Below are 23084 nucleotides of genomic sequence, written 5' to 3'. Positions count from 1 at the left end.
GGCGACTTGCCCCATCAGGCTGCTTGCCGAACTTCGGGCTCCGGCGGAAAGATCGAAGGCTGGCCGGGGTCAAAGACCCGCGTGAGCATGCCGATGAATGCGGTATCGGTCAGCGGATCGTTGGGCACCTGGAACGATTCGCCGCGCTTGCGCAGGTCGGAGATGATGATGTCGAAGATCATATCGTGCGTCAGATCGTCGGTATGGTCGAGCGCACGCTTCAATTCGGCCATGTCCAAGTAGATGTCGGCGCCCCAGTGGACGAGGAAGCGGAATTCCTCTTCCGGGATATTCTGGATGACCTTGCCGTCGGTGGTGATCTGCCAGCCGTTGGGGTCTTCGGGGTCGGCCTCCATCAACGAATTGATCGCAAGGCCTTTAGGACGGCGCAGCGCGGCGGGGCCGTTGGTTTGCGCGGTGTGAAACATCTTCTCATTCTCGACGACCACGGCCCGGCCCCACATCGGCGCTTCGATCTGCTGCGGGGCTTCGCGCGGACCATCAGGCCAATAAGTGAATCCGCCTCCGGTGCGCCCCTTGTAATACCAGGCGATGACCTGGGCCTTCTTGGCGCGCCAGCGCTCGAACAGGCCGGTCTTGACCATGGTGTTCATGAGCCAGATCGGAGTGTTGCCCATCGATGCGCCTCGGAAGCGAGTGGCGTCGACATGCGGACTGCCACCGCCCGAGCAGGGTCCCTGGATGTTGAACAGCATGTTCTCGGCAGTGGCGTACTTTGCGCCCCAGTAGTCGCGCACCAGAGCGAGGAACTTGCTGTTGTAGAAGCAGTCTTCGATCTCCGGATAGAACGGCGTGGCGCCGGTGCCGAAGTAGCCCCGGAAGACCGGAGAAAGGAACATGTCCCAGGTTGGCGTGAAGCCCGGCGGGATGGAACCGGAGGTCGTCGCGATGACTTCCTCCGGCGATTTGAAATGCTGCGCAAGAATCAGTGACCACGGACCATTGCGACGCACCAGATCGAGCATGCGGGCGTGCTGGTCCGACGTGTATGCGTCCTCGATGACGCGGGGTGGCGCGACGGGGCGGAAGATCGAAGCAGTTGACATGGGGACTCCCTCGGCACGGTCCGAACATGGTCGCCGAACCAGAAAAGTGTGTATTTGCTTACATTTCGTAGATGATCGCCTGGATGTTGGCAAGGTCGGTTGTTGCGCCGCCTGAGCTGGGCGCTGTTCGGGAAATCGGCAGCTTAACTCCGAATTCACTACGCAAAGCACGAATGAAAATTGGGTGTTGCAGTCTTTTTGCGTAGTTGTTAGTTTCGACTCAACAACAGAACAGAATCCGGGATGAAGGGTGTACGCCCGCCTGTGGCGGGTCGGCTTGGGGCGACCTGGCTATGACAGCTTGGTGCACTTCTCTCGTTCCGTGACCCGCGAATCATTGCGGGTCGTGACGCCGTTTGCGCTTGGAGGGAGAGAGTTATGCCTGAGGAACGATATCTTAAGTCGGTAACGCTTCGCCGCTGTGGCGCGGGTCTGATGGCCGGCGTTGCCATGTCCTGCATCGCGCTGCCGCAGCTTGCTTATGCTGCAGAGGCCGCTGCAGAAGAACAGGCCAGCGAAGGCAACCAGCCCAGCAACACGGAAATCATCGTCACGGCCAACCGTCGCGAGGAACGCGCGCAGGACGTGCCGATCTCGATCACCGCGATCAGCGCCGAGAGCATCCGCGAACGCGGTCTGACGCAGCTTCAGGACCTTCAGGCTTCGGTGCCATCGCTCGTGGTCGGCCCGAACGGCCAGGCCTCGCGCGATGTCATGTCACCCTCGATCCGTGGGCAGAGCGCCTCGTTTCAGGGTTCTCCGGCCGTCGTCGTGTACATGAACGAAGTGCCGCTCGTTTCGGCGATCACGCTGTCGGGCCAGGGCGGCCCGGGCAGTTTCGTGGATCTCCAGAACGTGCAGGTGCTGGCCGGTGCGCAGGGTACCCTGTTCGGCCGCAACACGACGGGCGGCGCGATCCTGCTGACTCCTGCCAAGCCCACCGACAAGCTTGAAGGCTATGTCCAGGTCGGCGCCGGCAACTACAGCATGATCGAGACCGAGGCCGTGCTGAACCTGCCGATCTCGGACAAGGTCCGCCTGCGCCTCGTTGGCGCCTCGCGCGATCGCGACGGCTTCACCCACGACGTGAACTGGAACAAGGATCGCGACGACCAGCACTGGCGCATGGGCCGCGTCGGTCTGTGGCTCGAGCCATTCGAAGGCGTCACCAACTACACCTTGGCCTACTACGGCAAGTCGCACAGCAACGGCACCGGTTCGATCGCCAAGAACTTCAACACCAACTATTTCGTCGGCCTCGCCACGCGCCCGATTCCGGTGGCACCCGGGGTATCGTTCCCGCTCGGCGCCATCGCGCCCACCTTCAACTTCTGCGGCGCTGGCACCGGCCCTGCGAACTGCAGCTTCTACACCAACCTGCTGAACCAGCAGAACGCACGCGGCATCCGTCAGACCGCGCACGGCATGGACAGCTTTGCCAAGCTGGAATCATGGAGCATCAGCAACACTACCGACGTCGAGCTGACCGATTCGCTCAAACTGCGCAACATCCTCAGCTACTCGGAACTGAAGTCCTATTACGCCAACGATCAGGACGGCACGATCGCTCCCGTCTATGACACCGGCACCACGGTCGAAAGCCGCACTGCGCCGCGCGACTGGTACAAGCAGGTGACGGAGGAACTGCAGCTGCAGGGCACGGGTCTGGACGACAAGCTGACCTACACCGTCGGGGGCTTCTACTACAAGCAGAGCCCGCGCGGGACGATGGAGTCCTATTCGATCAACGTTTGCGCGCTGCAGACGACCACCGGATGCTCCATCGGCGAAAGCCGGATCCGCGTAACTAATGAATCCAAGGCGCTCTATGCACAGGGCTCGCTGGACTTCGGCGCTTTCTCATCGGCGCTCGACCGTCTGCGGTTGACTGCGGGCTATCGCTACACGTGGGACACCGTGGAGGGTTCAACCACGTCGTTCAGCTATGTCCCGCTGCCGGGCGGCGCGAAGTTTGTCACGGCCTGCTCGTGGAAATCCAATCCCAATCCCGGGCAGCCCATTGCCGATCCGCTGAACACCTGCCTGTTCGGCGCCAAGCTCAAGAGCTCCTCGCCCAACTGGACCATCGGGCTCGACTACCGTCCGAACGACAACATCATGGTCTATGGCAAGGTGACCCGCGGCTACAAGGCCGGCGGCTTCAACAGCTACGCCGTGTTCGAAAACACACGAACCTTCGGGCCGGAAACCGTCACCGATTACGAAGCCGGCTTCAAGACCGACTTCAATGCCGGAGGCATGCGCGGCCGGTTCAACGTCAACGGCTTCTGGCTGGACTACAAGAACATCCAGCGCGCTGCCGGTGACTTCAACCGTGCAACCGGCGGCAATGGCGCGATCACGCTGAACAACGCTTCGGCAGAGATCAAGGGCGTCGAAGTCGAGGCGATGATCCAACCGACGCAGAACATCGAACTGGGCGGCAACTACAGCCACCTCAACGCCAAGTACAAGTCGTTCAAGTTCGATTCGAGCTCGGGTGTGTGGGATTGCACCGCGCAGTCGATCACCTCGCCCAAGGTCTTTGCCGGCGCAGACATGACCTGCCGTCCGCTGCAGTATCTCTCGCCAAACATTGTGTCGGTCTATGGGCGGTTCACGCTGCCGGTTTCGGAGGATGTCGGCAACCTGAGCCTGTTCCTCAGCTACAACTGGACCGACAAGCAGCCGACCGCGCCGTTCTCGACCGAACGCTTCCCGGACGGCACGATCAACGAGCCAGGCGTGCTGCTGCCGAGCTATGGCCTGCTCAATGCGACGCTCGACTGGAAGGGCGTGATGGGCGCACCGGTCGACCTCAGCCTGTTTGCCACCAACATCACCAAGAAGAACTACATCATCTCGAACACCGGCATCTTCCAGACCATCGGTGCGCAGAGCGTGATCTACGGCGAACCGCGCATGTTCGGCGTTCGCCTGCGCTACAGCTTCGGCAACTGATCGAAGCGGATCATTGAAGGAGGCCGGGCATGATTGCCCGGCCTCTTTCGGTTTCTTGCCCAAGGGGACAATCGATGGGTACCAGGCTTGAAGGACGCGCCGCAGTCATCACCGGGGCTGCGGACGGGATCGGGCATGGCATCGCGCGGCGTTTTGCCCGCGAAGGCGCGAGTGTCATCGTTGCCGACTTTGACGCCGAGCGAGGCCCATCGGTGGCCAAAGAACTGCGCGGGCTTGGTGCAAGTGCCGAATTCATCCGTTGCGACGTGTCGTGCCGCGATGACGTCTTTGCAGCGGTCGATCTATGCGCCGACCGTTTCGGTTCGGTCGATATCCTGGTCAACAATGCCTATCGCGGTGAAGGCCCGATCCGCATCGAGCGCAAGTCCGACGAACGTTTCGAAGATGCTCTCAGGATGTGCCTCTACGCAACCAAGTGGGCGATGGAGCGGGCCTTGCCGCACATGAAGGCGCGTAGGTGGGGCAGGGTCGTCAACATGGCCTCGCTCAATGGCGTGAATGCCCACATGGGAACGGCCGATTACAACGCAGCCAAGGAGGCGGTGCGCGCCTATTCGCGGACTGCCGCACGCGAATGGGCGCCCTGGGGCATCTGCGTCAACGTGATTTGTCCGGCAGCGGTCTCGGCAGCATACCGCCGCTTTGCCGAAATGGCGCCCGACGTGGCGGCTGCAAGCGCGGCTTCCAACCCGATGGGCCGCATGGGTGATCCGGAAGCGGACATCGGTGGCGTGGCACTGTTCCTTGCCAGCGAAGACGCCCGCTATCTGACCGGCAACACGCTTTTCGTGGACGGCGGCGGCCACATCAACGGCGTTCCGTGGGTGCCGGACTTTGGCGACGACGGCTGAGCATCACATATCGGCCAGGCTCGCCATCGCCCGGGCCGCACGCCTGCCTGACCACACGCAATCGGCGTAGGACAGGCCGCTGACATAGAGGTTGGAACAGATGCCGACCGCATTTCGCCCCGCCGCGTAAAGCCCTTCGACGCGCCCCCCATCGAGCGCTTTGACCGCGCCGGTCCGCGCGTCCACCAGCAATCCACCGACTGTCATGCAGGCGATGGGGAACATGCGGGCATCGACCGAGGCGTCGATGGCATAGAACGGACCCTCGTCCAGCACGGCGAGGTCTGCCCCGATTTTGAACAGGGGATCGGTCATTTCGCCCAGCGCGGCACGGTTGTAGGTCTCCAGCGTCTGCGCAAATACCGCCTGGTCGAAGCCGAGCTTTGCGGCAAGCGCGGCGGGGGAAGGGGCCTTCACGGCCGCGAACAGCGCGTTGACCAGCGTGATGTCGCGCTGGAAGGCGAGCGTCTCGGGTGCGAAGGCATCGCGCAGCGACTGGCGATAGAGCTTGCGGTCCAGCACGATCCAGCCCCGGCCGCCGTGGCGCTCGACCATCGCGTCACCGATCCTTGCGCCATACCATGTCTCGTTGACGTAGCGTGCGCCGGTTCCATCGACCAGCATGCCGCGTCCCCACGAGGCGGGGGGCGAGAGAAATCGCCATGCCGAAACGCGCTCCATCAGACCGGTTGCCGCCCCGGCCGTGACGCCGAGCATGATGCCGCTGCCGTTGTCTCCCAGCGTGCCGTTGGGAAGACCTGCGGCATAGGGCGCCGCGAAATGGCGGACCATGTCGGAATTGCAGATGAACCCGCCCGCGCTCAGCACAACGCCGCGTCGCGCCCGGAACCACGCACTGCTGCGGCTCGTCGCCTCGAGTGCGCGCGCCCTGGCGAGGAACTTGAAACCGCGCGCGTAAGTGAAGCGCGCGCCGGGGAAGGTCGGCGGCAACATCGCCATCCAGGCGTTTGCCTTTGCCACGAGCCGCGAATGCTTCGCCCGGACTTCAGGATCGCGGAACATTTCCACGCGCACGCCAATGACCCGTTCGGCCTCGTCCAGTGCAAGCTGACGTGCTTCGGCCTGGGTGTGGAGCTGCAAACCGCGCCGAAGCGCTGAATCGCGTAGCGGCTCCCATATCCCGGCGCCCAGGCCCCACGGCTTCTTGCCATTGCGCCGCACCGTGCGATGGCCGCGCGCGGCGGGCGGGGTATGGCTGCGGAACGGTTCGGCAAGGCTGCTGTCGGGGTGATAGAGGAACCGGTCGAGCGGCGGATAGGACGTCTTCTTGCTGTAAAGCGTGGCGCTGAACGGTGCGCCATGTCCGCGCAGCCACTCGAACGTCTCGACGCTGCGTGCGCAGAAATCCTTGAGCGCATGTTCGGGCACCACGTCGCCCACTTCAGTGCGCAAGTAGGCTTCCATCCTCCCGGCATCATCCTCGACCCCGGCCTCGCGCTGGATCGAGGTGCCGCCGCCTGCGTAATAGACCCCGCCATTCGCCGCCGAGGAGCCGCCGCCGTCGTAGTGATCGAGCGCGATGACCGAGAGGCCCTGCTCGAGTCCCTCAAGCGCTGCGGAAACCCCGGCGCCGCCCAGACCGACGACAACCATGTCGGCCTCGCCAGCCCAGTTGTGCGCATCGGCATCGGCGAGACGCAGCGGCGCGTCGATGGCAAGGCCCCAATCCCGTATGGCAGAGCCGGGTGGCGGCAATGCTGCGCAAGTGCCTGTGCGCCAGACGCTTTCCGGATGAAGCGGCCCCGCCTTGCCGTGTGCCTGCTCCATGGGTCTCTCTCCTCGCCGCGATGACCATTGTGCGCAGCCAACTGCTACTCAAAAAACGCATTCAGCTACATTTTGCAAGAAATGCTTGTCAATCTCGTTTCAAAATCATAGACTTTGGACCGAATTGGAATACGCAAGAGCGTATCTGAACGAATCCACGAGAGGGAGAGGACATCGTGAGGAATCTACTTGCCGCCACGGCATTGAGCTCGCTTGCCTTTGTTGCAGGCCCGGCCTTCGCGCAGGAAGCTGCGCAGGATAGTGCTGCCCAGAACGACTCCGGAATTGGCGAAATCGTCGTCACTGCGCAGAAGCGTTCGGAGAACATCCAGAACGTGCCGATCGCCATCTCGGCAGTTAGCAGCCAGTTCCTCGAGACGCGCGGCATCACCTCGATCGACAGTCTTGGCTCGGTCGCTCCGAACGTGAAGTTCGAACGCGCGCCGTCGAACAAGACGATCTCCCAGATCGCCATCCGCGGCTCGGTCACGATCAACCCGGCGGTAACCTGGGAACCGGCGGTCGGCCTGTACCTGAACGGCGTCTATATCGCCAAGGCACAGGGCTCGATCTTCGACGTTGCCGATCTGGAGCGCGTCGAAATCCTGCGCGGGCCTCAGGGCACGCTCTATGGCCGCAACGCGCTGGCGGGCGCGGTCAACCTCGTGCCCAAGATGCCGACCGGCGAACTCGGTTTCAGGGGCGAGCTGACCCATGGCAACTTCAACTACTGGAAGGGCCGCGCCGTGCTCGACCTTCCGGCAATGGGCCCGTTCTCGCTGAAGCTTTCCGGCCAGATCCAGAAGCGCGATGGCTTCATCAAGCTGACGCCGAATCCCTATCCGCAGGCGTTCCTGGCCGGACCTGCACGCACAGGTCGCACCAACGACCTCGATGGCAAGAGCGGCATGGTCCAGCTGCGTTTCAAGCCTGAAGGCAGCAACTTCACAGCCGACTACATGTTCGACTATTCGAAGTTCGACCAGCGTCCAGACTATGCCCAGCTCATCCGCGTGAACCGCAATGGCCGCCCGGAAGACATCTTCGATCCCAACTCGCCCAGCTATCCGTTCGCAGGCGCGTTCTTCCCGCTCAACCTCTATGACCGGGCAGACCGCCAGTCGACCGCATCGCTTGATGCCAACCCGCTCTACGAACGTTCGCGCACTTATGGCCACGCGCTCACGCTCGCGCTCGATCTGGGCGGCGCAACCGTCAAGTCGATCACGGCCTATCGCAACCTGAAGTGGGCGGACTCGCTCGACCTCGACGGCTCGCCGCTGCCGGTGGCCTTCACCGGTCGCGACACCAGCTTCCACAGCTGGAGCCAGGAACTGCAGGTTTCCGGCCAGACCATGAGCGACAAGCTCAAGTATGTCGCGGGTGTGTTCTACTACAAGGAAAAGGCCGAGACGCTCGGGCCGCAAAGCTTCTTCGGTGGCGGTGCCTCGTATCAGTCCGACTATGGCTCCAACACTGAAGCTTTCGCGGTGTTCGCCCAGCTTGACTACAACTTCACCGATGCGCTCAAGCTGACGCTCGGTGGGCGTTATACGCACGAGAAGAAGGACGTGCGCCGCTTCCTGCGGATCAATTATGATGCCGCCAATGGCATCACGTCTCCGCTGGTCGTCGCCAACATTCCTTACGGCGGCGTTCCGGATGCCAAGTACAACCGCTTCAACCCGGCCATTACCCTTGCGTATCAGGCGAACCAGAACATCAATCTCTACGCCCGCTTCGCGCAGGGCTTCAAGTCGGGCGGGTTCAACGGTGAGACCAACGACTTCCGTGCGCCGACTGCAGACTGCCCTTCGGGTGCGTTCGAGTTGTGCAACCCCTACCGTCCGGAAACGGTCGACAGCTATGAAGTTGGCGTGAAGACGCGCCTTGCCGATGGCAAGGTGATCCTGAACGTCGCGGGCTTCTGGGACGAGCACAAGGACATCCAGCTCTCGGTGTTCACCGCCAATGGCGCTGCCTCCTCGATCGTCAGGAACGCCGCCTCGGCTCGCATTCGCGGTCTTGAAATCGAGACGGTGATACGTCCGGTCGACGCGCTGACGATCAACGGCTCGCTGGCCTTCCTCGATCCGCAGTACAAGAACTACATCGAGGCGGTGAACGGCGTCGATACCAACGTCGCCAAGAACCGCGCCTTCCCGCATACGCCCAAGACCACGGCTGCGGCAGGCGTCGATCTTCGCGTGGCGCAGGGCAATTGGGGTCGCCTGAACGTCAACGGCGATATCAACTACGTCTCAAGCTACTACACCTTCCCCTATGCGCTGGTGACGCCGAACGCTTCGGCGCAGAACGCAAACAACACCAAGTCGAAGGGTCGCACGATCGTGAACCTGCGCGCTGCGGTGTCGGAAGTGCCGCTGGGCGGTGCCACGGCCGAGCTTGCATTTTGGGTCAAGAACCTCACCAAGGAGCGCGATCCTTCGAACTTCATCGACTTTGGCCCGGGCTTCGGTGGCCTGACGGTCGGGTACTTCCCCGATCCACGCACCTACGGCCTCACGCTGGGCGTGAAGTTCTGATGCTGTTCGCAGGCAAGAGAGCATTGGTGACCGGCGCGGCCTCGGGAATAGGCCGCGCCACCGCCATCCGCTTTGCCGCCGAGGGGGCGACGCTGACCATCGGCGATCGCAACCTTGCAGGGCTTGAGGAAACGGCGGCGATGATTGCCGCCGCTGGCCACAACGCCCCGGCCGTCCAAGCGTATGATGCAACCGATTATGCCTCGTGCCGCGCGCTGGTCGACACCGCCGCGCGCGACGGGCTCGACATCGTCTGCAATATCGCCGGCCTGCTGAAGTGGGGTCGTTCCGAAACCTTCGCTGCCGAAGACTTCGACCTGCTGATGCACGTCAACGCCACCAGCGTCTTCGTGATCTGCCAAGCCGCGATGCCGCACCTGCTCAAGAGCAAGGGCAACATCGTCAACACCGCCTCGACCGCCGCGCTGCAGGGCCAGCCCTACAACGCAGCATACTCGGCCTCGAAGCACGCAGTGGCAGCGATCACCAAGGGCCTCGCCATCGAGTATGCGGCCGCAGGCGTGCGCATCAACGCGATCTGTCCCGGCCACGTCATCACGCCGATGACCGAGAACACGCCGCCGCCCGAAGGCGTCGACTGGGCGCTGATGATGCGCAATGCGCCCAAGCTGCTCGACGGCTCCTGCGCGCCCGAGGACATCGCCGAGATGTTCGCGTTCCTTGCCAGCGACAAGGCGCGCAAGATCACCGGCTCGCTGTTTACAGTCGACGGCGGTCAGCTGGCCGGCTGAGGCCTGTTCGGGGAAAGCAGGATGCGAGCCGCCTCTTCCCCGTCCAGCAGGGCATTGGCGCGGTGAGATACGCGCCAGCCTTGTTCGGTGCGCACCAACGTCCACCGGTTGGCAGAAACCCGCACGGCTTCGAAATCACCATCGGCGTGGCGGAACACCACGGAGTGCCCGCGCGCGGTAGCCGTGTCGCCGTCAAGGTCCACTGCAACCGGCCCAAGCACGTGCGCGCAGCCGTCGGCCATCAGTTGCCGGTGCACCGCGCCGTCGATCATGGCCGCGATCTCCTCGTGGCCGCGCGCCGTGGCGAACCCGACGACCTCATAACTCCCATCATCGCACCACAGCGCGGCAAGAGCCTGCGCATCGCCGCAATCGGCCAGTGGACCATAGCCTGCGATCAGCGAACGGATCGCCTCGCGGTCTTCAAGCGCCTGAAGCCGCGCGGCGAGCGTTGCGATATCCAGCGACATAGACTCACTCCTCCTGCGAAAGGCCAGCCCCGATGACCGATCCCCAGTCCGATGTCGGCACCCTAGACCATGTCTGGCGCAAGTTCTGCGCACAATTGGCCGAAGCGGGTGACGTTCTCGCCCGGCCGTCCACGCCGACGACTGCGCTCGATCAGGCCGAGGGCCTGCGCTACCTCAGCCGCCTGGCACGCACTGCGCTCAACATGCTGGTCGACAGCGCCGATCCCGATTTCCCGCGCCTGTTCCTGCTGTGCGACGACAAGATCAAGATCGGCGCGGACAATCCGGACAACCTCTACCAGCAATGCGTCGTGCGCGGTGACCGCACCTATCGCATCACCGGCAAGCGCAACTCGGTCCCCTACTTCTCGATCGGCAGCAAGGCGAACCGCTATGCCATCGACGGCACCATGGCCTCGACCGGCGAGATCGAGTTCGCGCAGATGGAGTTCGGTCCCGATGGCACGTTCGAGATCGTGGTCAGCCGCGATCCGCAACCGGGCAACTGGCTGCCGATGGCCGACGACACCACCCTGCTGATCGTCCGCCAGACCTTCGACGACAAGAAGACCCAAGTCCCTGCCGACATCACGGTCGAGCGGATCAGCGCCGGGCCCGCAGTCCCCGCATTGCTCACGCCAGAGCTGATCGAACAGCAACTCATGGCGTCGGCCGCATGGGCCAAGGGAACGGCCAATACTTTCGCCAACTGGTCCGAATGGTTCAAGGCGCACCCCAACCAGTTCTACGATGCCCCGCAGGAGATATTCTGGAAGGCAGGCGGTGATCCCAACATCTGGTACGGGCACTTCTACTACGATCTGAAGCCCGGCGAGGCTCTCGTGATCGAGTCTCCTGTGCCCGATTGCCGCATGTGGAACCTGCAGATCGACAACTGGTGGATGGAGTCGCTCGACCATGTGCACCAGAAGGTCTGGCTCAACAACTCGATGGCAAAGTACGAGGCGGACGGGAGCGTGGTCGTGGTCTGCGCCGATGCGGACCCCGGTTTCGGCAACTGGGTCGATCTTGCCGGCCATCGTTCCGGCACAGGCCTGTGGCGCTGGATCAATGCGGCGGAAAACATCGTGCCCACGATGCGCGTTGTGAAGCTCTAGAGGATCGGCAAGCCCACGAATGCCGCCCAGCCCAGCAACGGCCCCACGCCGACGATGATTGCCGCATAGCCCAGCAATTTGCGCAGCATCGCAGGCCGCTCGTCCTCCGGCGCATTGCCGACGATCAGCGCGCCGTTGGTCGAGAAGGGTGAGGTATCGACGATGGTATTCGCGATGCAGATCGCGGCCACGACGGGCATGACAGGCAACTGTCCTGCGGCAAGGATCGGAAGGCTGAGCGGAACGATTACGCCGAGAAGGGCTGTCGAGGACGCAAAGGCCGAGACCACGCCCGCCAGATAGCACAGCAGAAGCACTGCCAGCATCGGTGAGCCGACGCGCCCGATCATCGCGCTGATCGCGTCGAGCGTGCCGATCCGGTCGAGCAGGCTGACGTAGATCACGATCCCCGAAATCAGCAGGATCGTCGACCAATCGACCTGCTTGAGTGCGCCGTCCTGCGTGCGTGGTGCAACCACGGCGAGGGCGAGGATCACCAGCAGCGCCATGAAGCCGATGTCGATCTTGAACAGCAGCGCGCCAGTTGCCAGCGCGGCAAGACCGGCGAGCGTCCAGGCGCCATTGCGGTCAAGCACGACAGGTTCGAGCCGCGCTTCATGACCGACACCGGCGACCGATTCACGCCGGATGAAGAATGCCCAGACGAGCAGGGCAATCGCGGCGTTGAACGCGGCGCTGGCAAGGAACAGGTATTGTGCATCTGCGGCAATGCCGCTCTGCCCGAGCACCTTGGCGGTGATCCCGCCATAGATCGAGATGGGCGAAAAGCTGCCCGCCTGCGCGCCATGCACCACGAGCAGGCCCATCATCAGTGGCGAAAAGCCGTGACTTCGGGCAAGCCGCATCGCCACAGGGGCGACAATGGCAACGGCAGCAGGCCCCATCGCGCCAAGGCCGGTCAGGATACCCGCCACCATGAACACCAGCAGCGGCACCAGGGCCGTATGGCGTCCGAGCAATACTGCGGCCCGCGCGACCAGCCAGTCAATCGCGCCATTCCGACTGGCGATACCGAACAGGTAAGTGATGCCCAGCAGGGTCAGGAACAGGTCGGCGGGAAAGCCCGCCAGCACATCCTTGACCGGAAGGCCTGCGCCGAACACCCCAAGGCCCAGCGCCGCGGCAAGGCCGATGAGGCCCATGTTGACCGGTAGCCACACTGCCGCCGCAAAGATGGCGACAAGGATCGCGATGGACAGAAGAATCATCGCGTTACGCTCAACCCGCGAACAGGCCCGCGTGGGCCTCGCGCAGCAGTGCTTTCTGCACCTTGCCCATCGTGTTGCGCGGCAATTCGTCAACGAACACCACCGCACGCGGTTGCTTGAAGCGGGCCAGTCGGTCAGCCAGAGCAGTGGTAACCGCCGTTTGATCCAGTGCAGGATCGGTCGCCTTGACCACGGCAACGACCGCTTCGCCCAGATCCGCATGGGGCACGCCGATCACCGCGCTTTCGGCAACGCCGGGAATCTCGTCGAGCGCGGCTTCGACTTCGGCAGGGTAGATGTTGAAGCCGCCTGCAATGATCAGGTCCTTGGCCCGCCCGACGATATGGACATAGCCCTCTGCATCGATGAACCCGAGGTCCCCGGTGATGAAGTATCCGTCTGCGCGGAACTCCTCGGCGGTCTTCTCCGGCATCTGCCAATAGCCGCCGAACACGTTGGGGCCTTTCACCTCGATCACCCCGATCTCGCCCTGCGCCAGCGCCGTCCCGCTTTCAGGATCGGCAATGCGCAAGTCCACCCCCGGCAACGGGAACCCGACGCTGCCCGGCTTGCGCGTGCCCTCATACGGGTTCGAGGTGTTCATGTTGGTTTCGGTCATGCCATAGCGTTCAAGAATGGCATGGCCGGTCAGGGCGCTGAATTCCGTGTGCACTTCGGCCGAAAGCGGGGCCGAGCCCGAGATGAACAGGCGCATCGCCTGCGCAAGTTCGCGGGTGAATCCGGGTTGGGCGAGCAGGCGCGAATAGAACGTCGGCACGCCCATCAGCACCGAGGCTTGCGGCATCAGGCGGACCAGTTCCCCGGCATCGAATCGCTCGACGAAAATCATCGCAGAGCCTGCTGCAATGGTCAGGTTGGTGGCGACGAACAGGCCATGCGTGTGGAAGATCGGCAATGCATGGAGCAGCCGGTCCGCGCTGGTGAAGCGCCAGTAATCCAGCAGCGTCAGCGCGTTGGAGGCCAGGTTGGCGTGGCTGAGCATCGCCCCCTTCGAGCGTCCGGTCGTGCCCGAGGTGTAGAGAATTGCGGCCAGATCGTCAGGTCCGCGCGTCACGGCATCAAAGTGCTCCGGTCGGTCTGCAGCAGCATCGACCAGCGAACCGGCGGTGCCTGCGTCATCAAGCGTCAGCAGTTCAGGAACGCCCAGTTCCTTGCACAGCGCCGCCATTGCCGCCTCGTCCTTGGTCCGGCAGAGGACCAGTGCCGGGCTGGCATCGCCAAGGAAGTAGCGCAACTCGCCGACGGTATAGCCCGTGTTCAGCGGCAAATAGACCGCGCCCGCCTGCAGTGCCGCCAACCACGTCAGCAAGGCAGTTTGAGATTTCTCCACCTGTATCGCCACCCGGTCACCGGGCTCGACGCCGGCTTGGCGAAACGCATGCGCCAGTTGGGCTGACCGCGCACGTGCGGCAGCATAACTGAGGACGGCTCCGTCAGGCGAGATCAGGAACGGAGCGTCTGGCGTCGCATCAGAACTGGCAAGGAAAAGGGACAGAATGCTCTGCTCGGCTGATTGGGCCAAAAGTAGGGTCCTTGTGACATTTTGCCAGATGCTGTTATTTCCGGCATATGTGTATGCAAGATTCCAATAATCACATTCATGAGCATGCAGCAATATGAAATTCGATCCTGACTCAGCAGCCGGTATGCTCTTATCCGATCGCATCCGCCTGGCCTTGGCGGATGAGATCACGACCGGCGCGCTTCCCTCTGGGGCCCAGTTGGACGAACAGCTGCTCGGTGATCGCTTCGGCGCTTCGCGCACCCCGGTTCGCGAAGCGCTGCGCCAGTTGGCAGCAGCGGGCCTCGTTGAAATGCGGCCGCGCCGCGGTGCGGTCGTCGCAGCAATGACCACGGAACGCATATTCGAGATGTTCGAGCTTTCCGCCGAGATCGAGGCGATGTGCGTACGGCTTGCAGCATGGCGGATGACGCCGGCCGAACGTAGTGCATTGCGCAGTATTCACGAGGATTCAGCATTCGCCGTCGCACGCGGGGATGTCGATGAATACGATCGGCTCAACTGGCGCTTTCACGACGCGATCTACGAAGGAACGCACAATGCCTTCATGGTCGAGCAGGCCAAGGCGCTGCGCGAGCGCATGGCTGCTTTCCGTCGCGCACAGCTCCGCAAAAGCGGGCGCCCTGAACGGTCCCGGCACGAGCATGGTGAACTTGTCGAATCCGTGATGCGCGGTGATGGTGAGGAAGCCGCCAAACTCATGCGTGCGCACATGTTCAATGCATCAAGTGCGCTTGAGGGCTTTGCTCGGCAGTTGGACAAGAAAGTCGAGTAACCCTCCTTGCATGCACAAGGCTGTTTTTATGGTACATTGGCATGCACAATATCGATATCCTCGAGAACATGCATTTTTGCCTTGCGCTGTCAAATCTGCTGTGCAAGGCAGGGGTCATAACATCGCGTGCAGACACACTGTAACGCGAGGGGAGGCCTGAAGCAGATCGTTCGGACAGAAAAGAGTTCGAACACCCCCTCGTATGACAGCGTTGTCTCAAGACGGCTTTTGTCTCAAGGGAGGAAGTTAATGAAAAGACTGCAACTAACCGGCCTGGCCTCGGTATTGGTGCTATGTGCTACATCGGCCTCCGCGCAGGAAGCAGCCGATCAACCCGTGGACAATGGCGACATTGTCGTCACCGCCAACCGCACCGAGTCGCTTGCTTCCAAGACGCCGGTGGCGCTCACGGCCGTTGCCGGTACGGCCCTCGTCAGCCAGGGGATCACTAACCCGACTGCCCTTGCCGAGACCGTCCCTAACCTTTCGATCGACCGTGCAAACGGCCTGCAGATCACGATCCGCGGCGTGACCAGCACGGACGGCACCGAAAAGGGCGACCCTTCCGCCGCGTTCATGCTCGACGGCATCTACATCGCCCGTCCGCAGGTCCAGGAAGTGTCGTTCTTCGATATCGGCCGCGTCGAAGTGCTTCGTGGCCCGCAAGGCACACTCTATGGTCGCAATACCACGGCCGGCGTCGTCAACGTCATCTCGGCCAAGCCCAAGCTCGACAAGTTCGAAGGTTCGGTCGACCTCAACTACGGCAACTACAACACCTTCCAGGCGACCGGCGTCATCAACGTCCCCGTCAGCGAAAAGATCGCCCTGCGCGGTGCGGTGAACTACGACCGTCGCGACAGTTACCTAAAGGCGGTACCGGCTTCACTTCCAAGCTCAGCCCGTTCAAAGAGAACCTGTCGCTCCGCGGTTCGGCCCTTTTTGATCTGGGCGGCGGAGAACTTGTCGTCCGGGCCGACTATTCCAGCATCGATGGCCAGAACGTCAATGCCCTGCCACTGAGCAACGTCTACTCGAACGCCACCACCAACTTCGTCAATCCGACCTACATCGGCGGTGACCGGTCCTCGAGCCAGCTTCGCACGCTCAACGTGCCGTCCAACTTCGGCACCGACCGAAACAACAGCACTTGGGGCGTGATGGCTGACTTCAGCTACGACCTGGGCCCGGTCACGGTGAACTACCTCGGCTCCTACCGCGAATTCGAACGTCACGAAGACGGCATCAACATCCGTGGCCTGGGCGCACGTGCCATCGCCACCCGCTTCGACGGCGAATACTGGCAGCAGAGCCACGAACTGCGCCTTGCCACCAACGGCGATGGCCCGCTCAAGGCACAAATCGGCGGATACTACTTCGAGGAAAAGTCGGGCATCGGCTTCTACCTGCTCGGCCTGCTCAACCCGACTCCCAACGCGCCGGGCTATGTGTTCGGTTTCCCGCAGGATCCGACCAAGGCCAAATCCTACGCCGGTTTCGCGCAAGCCACCTACAGCCTGCAGGACTCGCTGCGTTTCACCGCCGGCATACGCTATTCGCACGACGACAAGTCGCGCATCGGCAACACCGTCACCTGCTCGACCGTGGCCTGCAACCTGCCGACGGATAGCAAGGCCAACAACAACGCTGCGCGCTCGTTCAGCAAGACCACGTGGCGTCTCGGACTCGATTATGACGTGAACGCCACGACGCTGCTCTACGCCACCGTCTCGACGGGTTATAAGGCCGGCGGCTTCAATGACGGCTGCAACACCGCTGAAAACGCCTCCTGCAACCAGAACCGCACGCTTGGCGCGCTGTACTACGAGCCGGAGACCCTGACCTCTTACGAAGCGGGCTTGAAGACCCGCCTCGGCGGCGGCGTCCGCCTAAACCTCTCGGGCTTCCACTACGATTACAAGAACCTGCAGGTCAGCCAGGTCGCCACGTGTACCCCGGCAGGCGGCCAGTGCCAGGTCACGACCAACGCGGCGACTGCCAAGGTCGATGGCATCGAACTCGAAAGCAACATCCAGGCTGGCGACAACGATCACTTTGACGTTGCCGTGGCTTGGCTCAATGCCCGCTATGGCAATTTCAAGCCGAACCTGATCATCAGCGGTGCCACCGTCGAGCGGGACTGGAAGGGCCTCGACCTCGACCGTTCGCCGCGCTGGACGGTCAACCTCAACTACGTCCACACTTTCGACATCGGCAGCGCTGGCACCATCGATGCGCAGATCCGCACTCGTATCAGCACCAGCTACCAGCTGGCGGGTCTTGCCAACGTCCAGCAGCTCAAGCAGCCGGGCTTCTCGAAGACCGACGCGAACCTGACCTACAACGCGCCTGACAAGAACTATTACTTCCAGCTCTTCGTGAAGAACCTTGAAGACAACGTGACTGTCTCATCCATCGCTTCGGGTGCGAACGGCACTGTCCAGCTCGCCGATCCGCGTACCTACGGCGTGCGCGCTGGCATCAAGTTCTGATCCAGGCTCCCTCGCCAACCTGAACGAGATAGAGTTCAGGTCGGCAAACAGTGGGCGGGCGGGGCAAATGCCTCGTCCGCCTTTCCGTGTTTATCGCTCAGTTGTTCGTGAACTCCGGCCTGCGCTTTTCGAGGAAGGCGCTGACCGCCTTGTGGTGATCCTGAGTGTGGTGGGCCAGCGCCTGATAGGCGGCGGAAAGCTCGAGCAGGGGCGCGAGCTTCATGTCCTGTCCTTCGCGCATCAGGCGCTTGGCCATGCGCGTAGCGTGGCCGGGGTTGGCAGCAATGGAATGGGCGACTTCGAGCGCGCGCGGGAGCACCCGCTCAGGGCTGACGACTTCGCTGACGAGGCCGTATTCCAACGCCTTGGCAGCATCGATGGTGTCGCCGGTAAGGGTCATCAGGCTGGCGCGGGCCATGCCGATCACGCGCGGCAGAAGCCATGCGCCGCCATCGCCGGGCACGATGCCGAGCTTCACGAAGCTCTCGGCGAACAGCGCCTTGTCCGATGCGATGCGGATGTCGGCCATGCAGGCAAGATCGAGCCCGGCACCGATGGCAGGACCGTTGACCGCAGCAACAACCGGCACTTCCAGATCGTAGAGCGCGGCAGGAATCAGCTGGATGCCGGTGCGGTACTGGTTGCGGATCGACCATGCCGAGCCGCCGAACATGCCGGTCTTCTCGGCCATGTGCTTGACATTGCCGCCCGCACAGAACGCCTTGCCCGCGCCGGTCAGCACAACCGCGCGGATGGACGGGTTACGCGTGGCAGCGGCGCAGAACGCCGCAATCTCTTCGCTGTGGCTGGTTTCCGAGATCGCATTGCGCGTGTCCGGCCGGTTGAGCGTGACGATTGCCACAGGGCCATCGCGCTCGATCTGCAGGAAGGGGGCGGTTTCGTCTGACATGGCCTTTCGGGTCCTCTTGGCAATCGCTTAATTGTTTGGTTAAGCCCTAACGTGTCCGGCGCGAACGGGCAACGCAAGAGAGGACTCCATCCGTGTTCGACAGCATGACGCTAGCCACCCTTCCGCCTGATGACGAAGCGCTGCGCCCCGCAATCCGCGCCTTCCTCGCCAAGGAGCTGGACGGCGTGCCTTCCGATCGTCGAGCGCGTTCATGGCAAGGCTTCGACGCCGGGTTCAGCCGCAGGCTGGGTGCCGCCGGGTTCGTCGGTCTCAACCTGCCGAAGGAACATGGCGGGCAGGGCAGGGGGCCTTTCGCCCGCTTCGTCGTGGTCGAGGAACTGCTTCAGGCCGGGGCCCCGGTCGCCGCACACTGGATCGCCGACCGGCAGAGCGCGCCGCTCCTGCTGAACTACGGCAGCGACGTCCAGCGCGCCCGCCATATCCCGGCGATCTGCCGCGGAGATCAGGTGTTCTGCATCGGCATGAGCGAGCCCGGTGCAGGCTCGGACCTCGCTGGCGTTCGCACCCGTGCCGAACGCGTGGGCGCTGGCTGGAAGCTCAATGGCCAGAAGATCTGGACCACCAACGCGATGCACGCCGACTACATGATCGCGCTTGTCCGTACCTCCGGCACGACCGAGGACCGTCATGTCGGCCTGTCGCAGCTGATCGTCGATCTCAAGGCGCCCGGCGTCACCGTCCGTCCCATCGTCGACCTCACCGGCGATGCGCACTTTGCCGAAGTGTTCTTCGAAGACGTCATGCTCGACGAACACGCGCTTGTCGGCAATGAGGGTGACGGGTGGAAGCAGTGCACCGCCGAACTCGCGTTTGAGCGCTCCGGCCCTGAGCGCATCTATTCCAGCGTTGTCCTGCTCGATGCCTGGGTGCGGCATCTGCAGGCTGTCGGACGCAGCGATGCCAATACGCTGGTCGGCAGGCTGACCGCCGAACTGGCAACCTTGCGCGCCATGTCGATTGCCTGCACCGCCCTGCTCGAAGCGGGCGAAAGCCCGGTGGTCGAGGCCAGCATTGTCAAGGATCGCGGCACCGGGTTCGAACAGGAACTGCCGCAAGTGATCGGCGACGATCTTGCCGCGCACCCGGATGAACCCGTCAGCGCCGAACTCTACCGCACCCTGCAATACGTGACCCACATCGCCCCCAGCTTCAGCCTGCGCGGCGGCACGCGCGAGATTCTGCGCGGGATCATCGCGCGCGGAATGGGCCTGCGTTGAGAAGGGATGAACCATTATGAATGAACTGCTTGAACCCTTCGTCCGCATGCTCGACGAAATCGCCACCCCTGCGGCCATCCGTGCGCTTGAAGGCGGTGGGTCGGTCGAGGCCATCTGGGCAGAACTTGCTGCCTCGGGCTTCCTTGACGCCCTGGTGGGTGAAGCACATGGCGGCGCAGGGTTGACGCTCGGCGACATCGAGCCGCTGGTCGAAGCCATCGGTGCCCACGCCTTGCCGCTGCCGGTCGCCGAAACCATGGTGGCCCGCGCGCTGCTTGCCGAAGCAGGCCTTGCCGCACCTGATGGACCGATCGCGCTGGCAACGGCTGTCGCCATGCCGATACCTGGCGCGCTTCTGGCCTCGCACGTGCTGGTCGACAATGGCGAAGCGCTGATCCTCGCATCCGCCGCAGCGCTTGGGCTGGAGCAGACCGGCGTGCACGGCGCGCTTGGCGCAAGGGCGACGCTTCCACCGCAGGGTCCCGCATTGCCACGACCGGCGAACGGCTTGCGGCCCATATCTGCCGTGCTTCGCGCGGCCCTCATCGCAGGCGCTGCCGCGCGGCTTGGCCAGATGGCAACCACCCACGCGTCCGAGCGCGTCCAGTTCGGCAAGCCTATCGGTCGCCAGCAGGCGCTTCAGCAGATGCTCAGCGTTGTCGCCGAAGACCTGATCGCTTGCCGCCTCGCTGCGCAATTGGGCTGTGCGGGAGGGATCGGTGTGGCGCTCGCAGCCGCCGCAACCGCCAAGATCACGACCTCGACCGCCGCCGTCCGCATCGCTTCATCCGTCCACGCGGTCCACGGCGCCATTGGCATTGCCGAGGAATACGATCTACAATTGCTCAGCCGCCGCCTGCATGAATGGAGATTGGCGGATGGATCGGAAGGTTACTGGGCCAAAGTGCTTGGCGAAGCGCGCCTTGCCGATCCGGTTTCCACTGTCGACTGGGTAAGAGCCAGCGTATTCGGCTGAACGCAGGCCATCAGGAGCGTAATCGCCGCCGCCTCAGAACTCGCGCCGTAGCGAGGCGCCGTAAGTGCGCGGGGTGCCGACATGGTTGTAATCGAACCCGAAGCCCGAAAGGTCGATGCGTGAGGTGAAGTAGACCTTGTCGGTCAGGTTGCGCCCCCACAGCGACAACGTCCACGGGCCCCGCCTATAGTCGATTCCGCCCCCGAACAGTGCGTATCCGCCTTGGCGAAGGCGAGGAATGTTGACGATCTCGAAGAACTGCGACGAGACGTAGTTTGCATCCCCGCGCAGCGTGACGCTGGCAGTGCTGTTGCTCCAGGCCGTCCAGTCAAACCCTGCGTTGGCTGTCAGCGAAGGCGCGTTTGACAGGATATGCCCGCGCACGTCGAGGCCGCTGACAAGCCCACGCGTTGCCCGTGCATGCAGCAGGCCAAGCCCGAACTGCACCGACAGGTCGGGCAACGGCCGGGCGTCCAGTTCGAGTTCTGCACCGTAGATACGCGATCGATCAAGGTTGACGAGGGTCTGCGTCGCGTCCGCCGGGTTCACGGAAAGGAACTGCTGGTTGCGATAGAGGTAATGAAAGCCGGTCAGCGATGCGGAAACAGCGCCCCCTGCCAGTTTCAGCTTTGCTCCAGCTTCCAGGGCGTCGATGGTCTCTGGCCGCGCGACACCGGCCTCTGAGGCGTTGAAGAACGCCTGGGCATTGAACCCGCTTGCGCGATAGCCATGTGCAAGGCTTGCGAATAGCAAGGTGCCGTCAGGCAGCCGATGATCGATGGCGATCTTGCCGGAAAGGTTGCTGTTGGCAAAATGCCGGTCAAGCGGTTCGATCAGGGTTGCAACGAGCACGCCATCGACGCCGCGCAACTGGGATGTGAGCTCGTCCTGCAGCCCGGTGTCGCGGGTAAAGCGCAGGCCTCCGCGCAAGGTCGTTCTCGCACCAAGAGCCAGTTTCGCGTCACCGAAGATCGCCCAGCTGCGCTTGTCCTGATCAAAGCGGTTCGAAACGACGCAGGCATAGAGGCTGTCGTTCGCGGTGCAGTCGTTCACATCGACGCGGCCATTGCCATCGACGTCGAGATCAGTCCAGAAATTGAGGTCAGTCGCGTTGAACAGGTCTTCGCGGTGGTGATGCGCGCCAACGATCAGGCTGAGCGGACCATCGCCTTCCCAGACGAGGCGCAGTTCCTGCCCGAACTGCGTGCCGCGATCGGTGTAGGGTATTTCCAGCGTGCGCAAGGGGCTGCCATCGGTATCCTCAGGCACGTAAAGGCTGCCCTTGTCCCATCCGGTGACCGAGATAAGCGAAAGCGTGTCGCTAAGCCGGAAGGTGCCCGTGAGCGACGCAGACCACGTCCGGGCATGACGGCGCGGCGTGAAATTCGCCTCGATCTCCCGCACGCCAAGACCGGTCCGGAAATAGCTGCTGCCCTGGCCGTAAGCCTCATAGACACCCGATCCGATGCCATCGGAGCGGGGCGATGAGAAATTCCCGTAGTTCTGCGGCATCTGCAGACTGGTTGAGAGGCGCAGGATCAGCTCGACACTGTCAGACGGCTGCCAGAGCACGCTTCCGCGCACGCCATATTCGCGCGTCGAGGACAGATCAGGCTGGCCCGCCAGTCTGTTTCGGAACCAGCCATCGGCTCGCGCGGCGGTGAAGGCGACGCGGGCTGCCAGGGTCGGGGTAAGGGCCAGATTGACCGCGCCTTGCGTTTCGATGCGGCCGAAGTTGCCAAAGCCCGCCTTGAGGTAGCCCTCATTCGCAAAGACCGGCCGTGCCGAGACGTAGTTGATCGCACCGCCGGTCGCATTCTTGCCGTAGAGCGTGCCCTGCGGCCCGCGCAGCACTTCGATCCGGGCAAGATCATAGAGTTGCAGCCCGAGGAAGGCGAAGTTGCCCTTGTAGACCTCGTCGTAATAGGCCGCCACCGGTCCGGCCTGATTCAAGCTGAAATCCGACATGGAAACGCCGCGCAGGGCAAAGATCGGGGTGTTCTCTCCAACTGTCGCGCTGAAACGCAGGTTCGGGATGCGCGCGGCAAGATCGTCTGCCTGCGTGAGCCGCGCGGCCTCGAGGGCATCGCTGCCCAGAACGGAAAGCGACAGGGGCACATCGCCAGCCCGTTCGGCCCGCTTCTGTGCGGTCACGACGATTTCTGCGCCCACGTCGGCAACGGGCGGCTGAGCCGCTGCCTCGGTAGGCGATGGAAGCATGGCCACAAGGCCTGCTGCAAGCAATGACATGTAGGCTCCGGTCCAGGCTGGGGCGGCTATACGAGGGCGTGTACTGGAAGGGGAGACCCGCCGTCACAAAATCCACACTTGCAGATCATGATAGCGC

Annotated in this window: 17 protein-coding genes; 10 read left to right on the top strand and 7 right to left on the bottom strand. The window is 63.0% G+C overall.

The genetic code is table 11. The features are described from left to right. Positions 1-14: 14 nt before the first annotated feature. Positions 15-1067: a hypothetical protein gene (locus ACZ1JX_RS19290; RefSeq protein WP_465126562.1), complete on the bottom strand. Its 1053-nt coding sequence runs from the start codon at positions 1065-1067 to the stop codon at positions 15-17. A gap of 435 nt (positions 1068-1502) precedes the next feature. Here ACZ1JX_RS19290 and ACZ1JX_RS19285 point away from each other — a divergent pair, with 435 nt between their 5' ends. Further along, a complete protein-coding gene (locus ACZ1JX_RS19285; protein WP_465126561.1) occupies positions 1503-4028 on the top strand; it encodes a TonB-dependent receptor in 2526 nt (841 codons plus the stop codon). Between the two features lie 74 nt (positions 4029-4102). Further along, a complete protein-coding gene (locus tag ACZ1JX_RS19280) occupies positions 4103-4900 on the top strand; it encodes an SDR family NAD(P)-dependent oxidoreductase (protein ID WP_465126560.1) in 798 nt (265 codons plus the stop codon). Positions 4901-4903: 3 nt separating this feature from the next. Here ACZ1JX_RS19280 and ACZ1JX_RS19275 read toward each other — a convergent pair whose 3' ends face one another. Next, the gene (locus ACZ1JX_RS19275) at positions 4904-6688 is read right to left on the bottom strand and encodes an FAD-binding protein (RefSeq protein WP_465126559.1); all 1785 of its coding nucleotides are present in this window, start codon (positions 6686-6688) and stop codon (positions 4904-4906) included. 176 nt (positions 6689-6864) lie between these two features. On the opposite strand from ACZ1JX_RS19275, the gene ACZ1JX_RS19270 reads away from it, so the two are divergent. Beyond that, positions 6865-9234 (top strand): TonB-dependent receptor, encoded by a 2370-nt coding sequence (locus tag ACZ1JX_RS19270; RefSeq protein ID WP_465126558.1) that lies wholly within the window; start codon positions 6865-6867, stop codon positions 9232-9234. A gap of 26 nt (positions 9235-9260) precedes the next feature. Next, positions 9261-9986 carry an SDR family NAD(P)-dependent oxidoreductase gene (locus ACZ1JX_RS19265; RefSeq protein WP_465126557.1) on the top strand — a complete coding sequence of 242 codons (726 nt, stop codon included), beginning with the start codon at positions 9261-9263 and terminating at the stop codon, positions 9984-9986. Here ACZ1JX_RS19265 and ACZ1JX_RS19260 read toward each other — a convergent pair. Further along, the gene (locus tag ACZ1JX_RS19260; RefSeq protein WP_465126556.1) at positions 9971-10456 is read right to left on the bottom strand and encodes a nuclear transport factor 2 family protein; all 486 of its coding nucleotides are present in this window, start codon (positions 10454-10456) and stop codon (positions 9971-9973) included. The genes ACZ1JX_RS19265 and ACZ1JX_RS19260 overlap by 16 nt on opposite strands. Positions 10457-10488: 32 nt before the next feature. On the opposite strand from ACZ1JX_RS19260, the gene ACZ1JX_RS19255 reads away from it, so the two are divergent. Further along, entirely contained in the window at positions 10489-11574 is a 1086-nt protein-coding gene (locus ACZ1JX_RS19255; RefSeq protein ID WP_465126555.1) for a DUF1214 domain-containing protein, read from the top strand. On the opposite strand, the gene ACZ1JX_RS19250 is transcribed toward ACZ1JX_RS19255, so the two are convergent. Continuing rightward, entirely contained in the window at positions 11571-12803 is a 1233-nt protein-coding gene (locus ACZ1JX_RS19250) for an SLC13 family permease (protein ID WP_465126554.1), read from the bottom strand. The two genes, ACZ1JX_RS19255 and ACZ1JX_RS19250, sit on opposite strands and share 4 nt — an antisense overlap. Positions 12804-12813: 10 nt before the next feature. Beyond that, on the bottom strand, positions 12814-14346 hold the full coding sequence (locus ACZ1JX_RS19245; RefSeq protein WP_465126553.1) for a malonate--CoA ligase: 1533 nt from the start codon (positions 14344-14346) through the stop codon (positions 12814-12816). 94 nt (positions 14347-14440) lie between these two features. Here ACZ1JX_RS19245 and ACZ1JX_RS19240 point away from each other — a divergent pair, with 94 nt between their 5' ends. The 3 genes from ACZ1JX_RS19240 to ACZ1JX_RS19230 all read left to right on the top strand — a co-directional run bounded on the left by ACZ1JX_RS19240 (position 14441) and on the right by ACZ1JX_RS19230 (position 17613). Then, positions 14441-15121: a GntR family transcriptional regulator gene (locus tag ACZ1JX_RS19240; protein WP_465126552.1), complete on the top strand. Its 681-nt coding sequence runs from the start codon at positions 14441-14443 to the stop codon at positions 15119-15121. Between the two features lie 249 nt (positions 15122-15370). Next, positions 15371-16144, top strand: coding sequence for a TonB-dependent receptor (locus ACZ1JX_RS19235; protein ID WP_465126551.1), 774 nt, complete (start codon positions 15371-15373; stop codon positions 16142-16144). Then, positions 16039-17613 (top strand): TonB-dependent receptor, encoded by a 1575-nt coding sequence (locus ACZ1JX_RS19230; RefSeq protein ID WP_465126877.1) that lies wholly within the window; start codon positions 16039-16041, stop codon positions 17611-17613. Before ACZ1JX_RS19235 ends, ACZ1JX_RS19230 begins: the two co-directional genes overlap by 106 nt. A gap of 97 nt (positions 17614-17710) precedes the next feature. Here ACZ1JX_RS19230 and ACZ1JX_RS19225 read toward each other — a convergent pair whose 3' ends face one another. Then, complete coding sequence (locus ACZ1JX_RS19225; RefSeq protein ID WP_465126550.1) at positions 17711-18523, bottom strand: crotonase/enoyl-CoA hydratase family protein; 813 nt, start codon at positions 18521-18523, stop codon at positions 17711-17713. A gap of 92 nt (positions 18524-18615) precedes the next feature. Between ACZ1JX_RS19225 and ACZ1JX_RS19220 the strand changes: the two genes are divergently transcribed. Both ACZ1JX_RS19220 and ACZ1JX_RS19215 read left to right on the top strand, forming a co-directional pair. Beyond that, positions 18616-19761 carry an acyl-CoA dehydrogenase family protein gene (locus ACZ1JX_RS19220; RefSeq protein WP_465126549.1) on the top strand — a complete coding sequence of 382 codons (1146 nt, stop codon included), beginning with the start codon at positions 18616-18618 and terminating at the stop codon, positions 19759-19761. A 16-nt stretch (positions 19762-19777) separates the two neighbouring features. Beyond that, complete coding sequence (locus tag ACZ1JX_RS19215; protein WP_465126548.1) at positions 19778-20737, top strand: acyl-CoA dehydrogenase family protein; 960 nt, start codon at positions 19778-19780, stop codon at positions 20735-20737. Positions 20738-20770: 33 nt separating this feature from the next. On the opposite strand, the gene ACZ1JX_RS19210 is transcribed toward ACZ1JX_RS19215, so the two are convergent. After that, entirely contained in the window at positions 20771-22987 is a 2217-nt protein-coding gene (locus tag ACZ1JX_RS19210) for a TonB-dependent receptor (protein WP_465126547.1), read from the bottom strand. Between the last annotated feature and the right edge of the window lie 97 nt (positions 22988-23084).

The sequence above is a fragment of the Novosphingobium sp. BL-A-41-Hi4A-0G genome (assembly GCF_055521735.1).
This window is presented reverse-complemented; position numbering and strand designations above follow the sequence as displayed.

Bases quoted from the DNA above. Each gene is read 5' to 3' on its own strand.
- ACZ1JX_RS19215 (WP_465126548.1), top strand. From the start codon at position 19,778: ATGAATGAACTGCTTGAACCCTTCGTCCGCATGCTCGACGAAATCGCC.
- ACZ1JX_RS19240 (WP_465126552.1), top strand. From the start codon at position 14,441: ATGAAATTCGATCCTGACTCAGCAGCCGGTATGCTCTTATCCGATCGC.
- ACZ1JX_RS19255 (WP_465126555.1), top strand. From the start codon at position 10,489: ATGACCGATCCCCAGTCCGATGTCGGCACCCTAGACCATGTCTGGCGC.
- ACZ1JX_RS19290 (WP_465126562.1), bottom strand. From the start codon at position 1,067: ATGTCAACTGCTTCGATCTTCCGCCCCGTCGCGCCACCCCGCGTCATC.
- ACZ1JX_RS19250 (WP_465126554.1), bottom strand. From the start codon at position 12,803: ATGATTCTTCTGTCCATCGCGATCCTTGTCGCCATCTTTGCGGCGGCA.
- ACZ1JX_RS19285 (WP_465126561.1), top strand. From the start codon at position 1,503: ATGGCCGGCGTTGCCATGTCCTGCATCGCGCTGCCGCAGCTTGCTTAT.
- ACZ1JX_RS19210 (WP_465126547.1), bottom strand. From the start codon at position 22,987: ATGTCATTGCTTGCAGCAGGCCTTGTGGCCATGCTTCCATCGCCTACC.
- ACZ1JX_RS19235 (WP_465126551.1), top strand. From the start codon at position 15,371: ATGAAAAGACTGCAACTAACCGGCCTGGCCTCGGTATTGGTGCTATGT.
- ACZ1JX_RS19260 (WP_465126556.1), bottom strand. From the start codon at position 10,456: ATGTCGCTGGATATCGCAACGCTCGCCGCGCGGCTTCAGGCGCTTGAA.
- ACZ1JX_RS19275 (WP_465126559.1), bottom strand. From the start codon at position 6,688: ATGGAGCAGGCACACGGCAAGGCGGGGCCGCTTCATCCGGAAAGCGTC.
- ACZ1JX_RS19280 (WP_465126560.1), top strand. From the start codon at position 4,103: ATGGGTACCAGGCTTGAAGGACGCGCCGCAGTCATCACCGGGGCTGCG.
- ACZ1JX_RS19225 (WP_465126550.1), bottom strand. From the start codon at position 18,523: ATGTCAGACGAAACCGCCCCCTTCCTGCAGATCGAGCGCGATGGCCCT.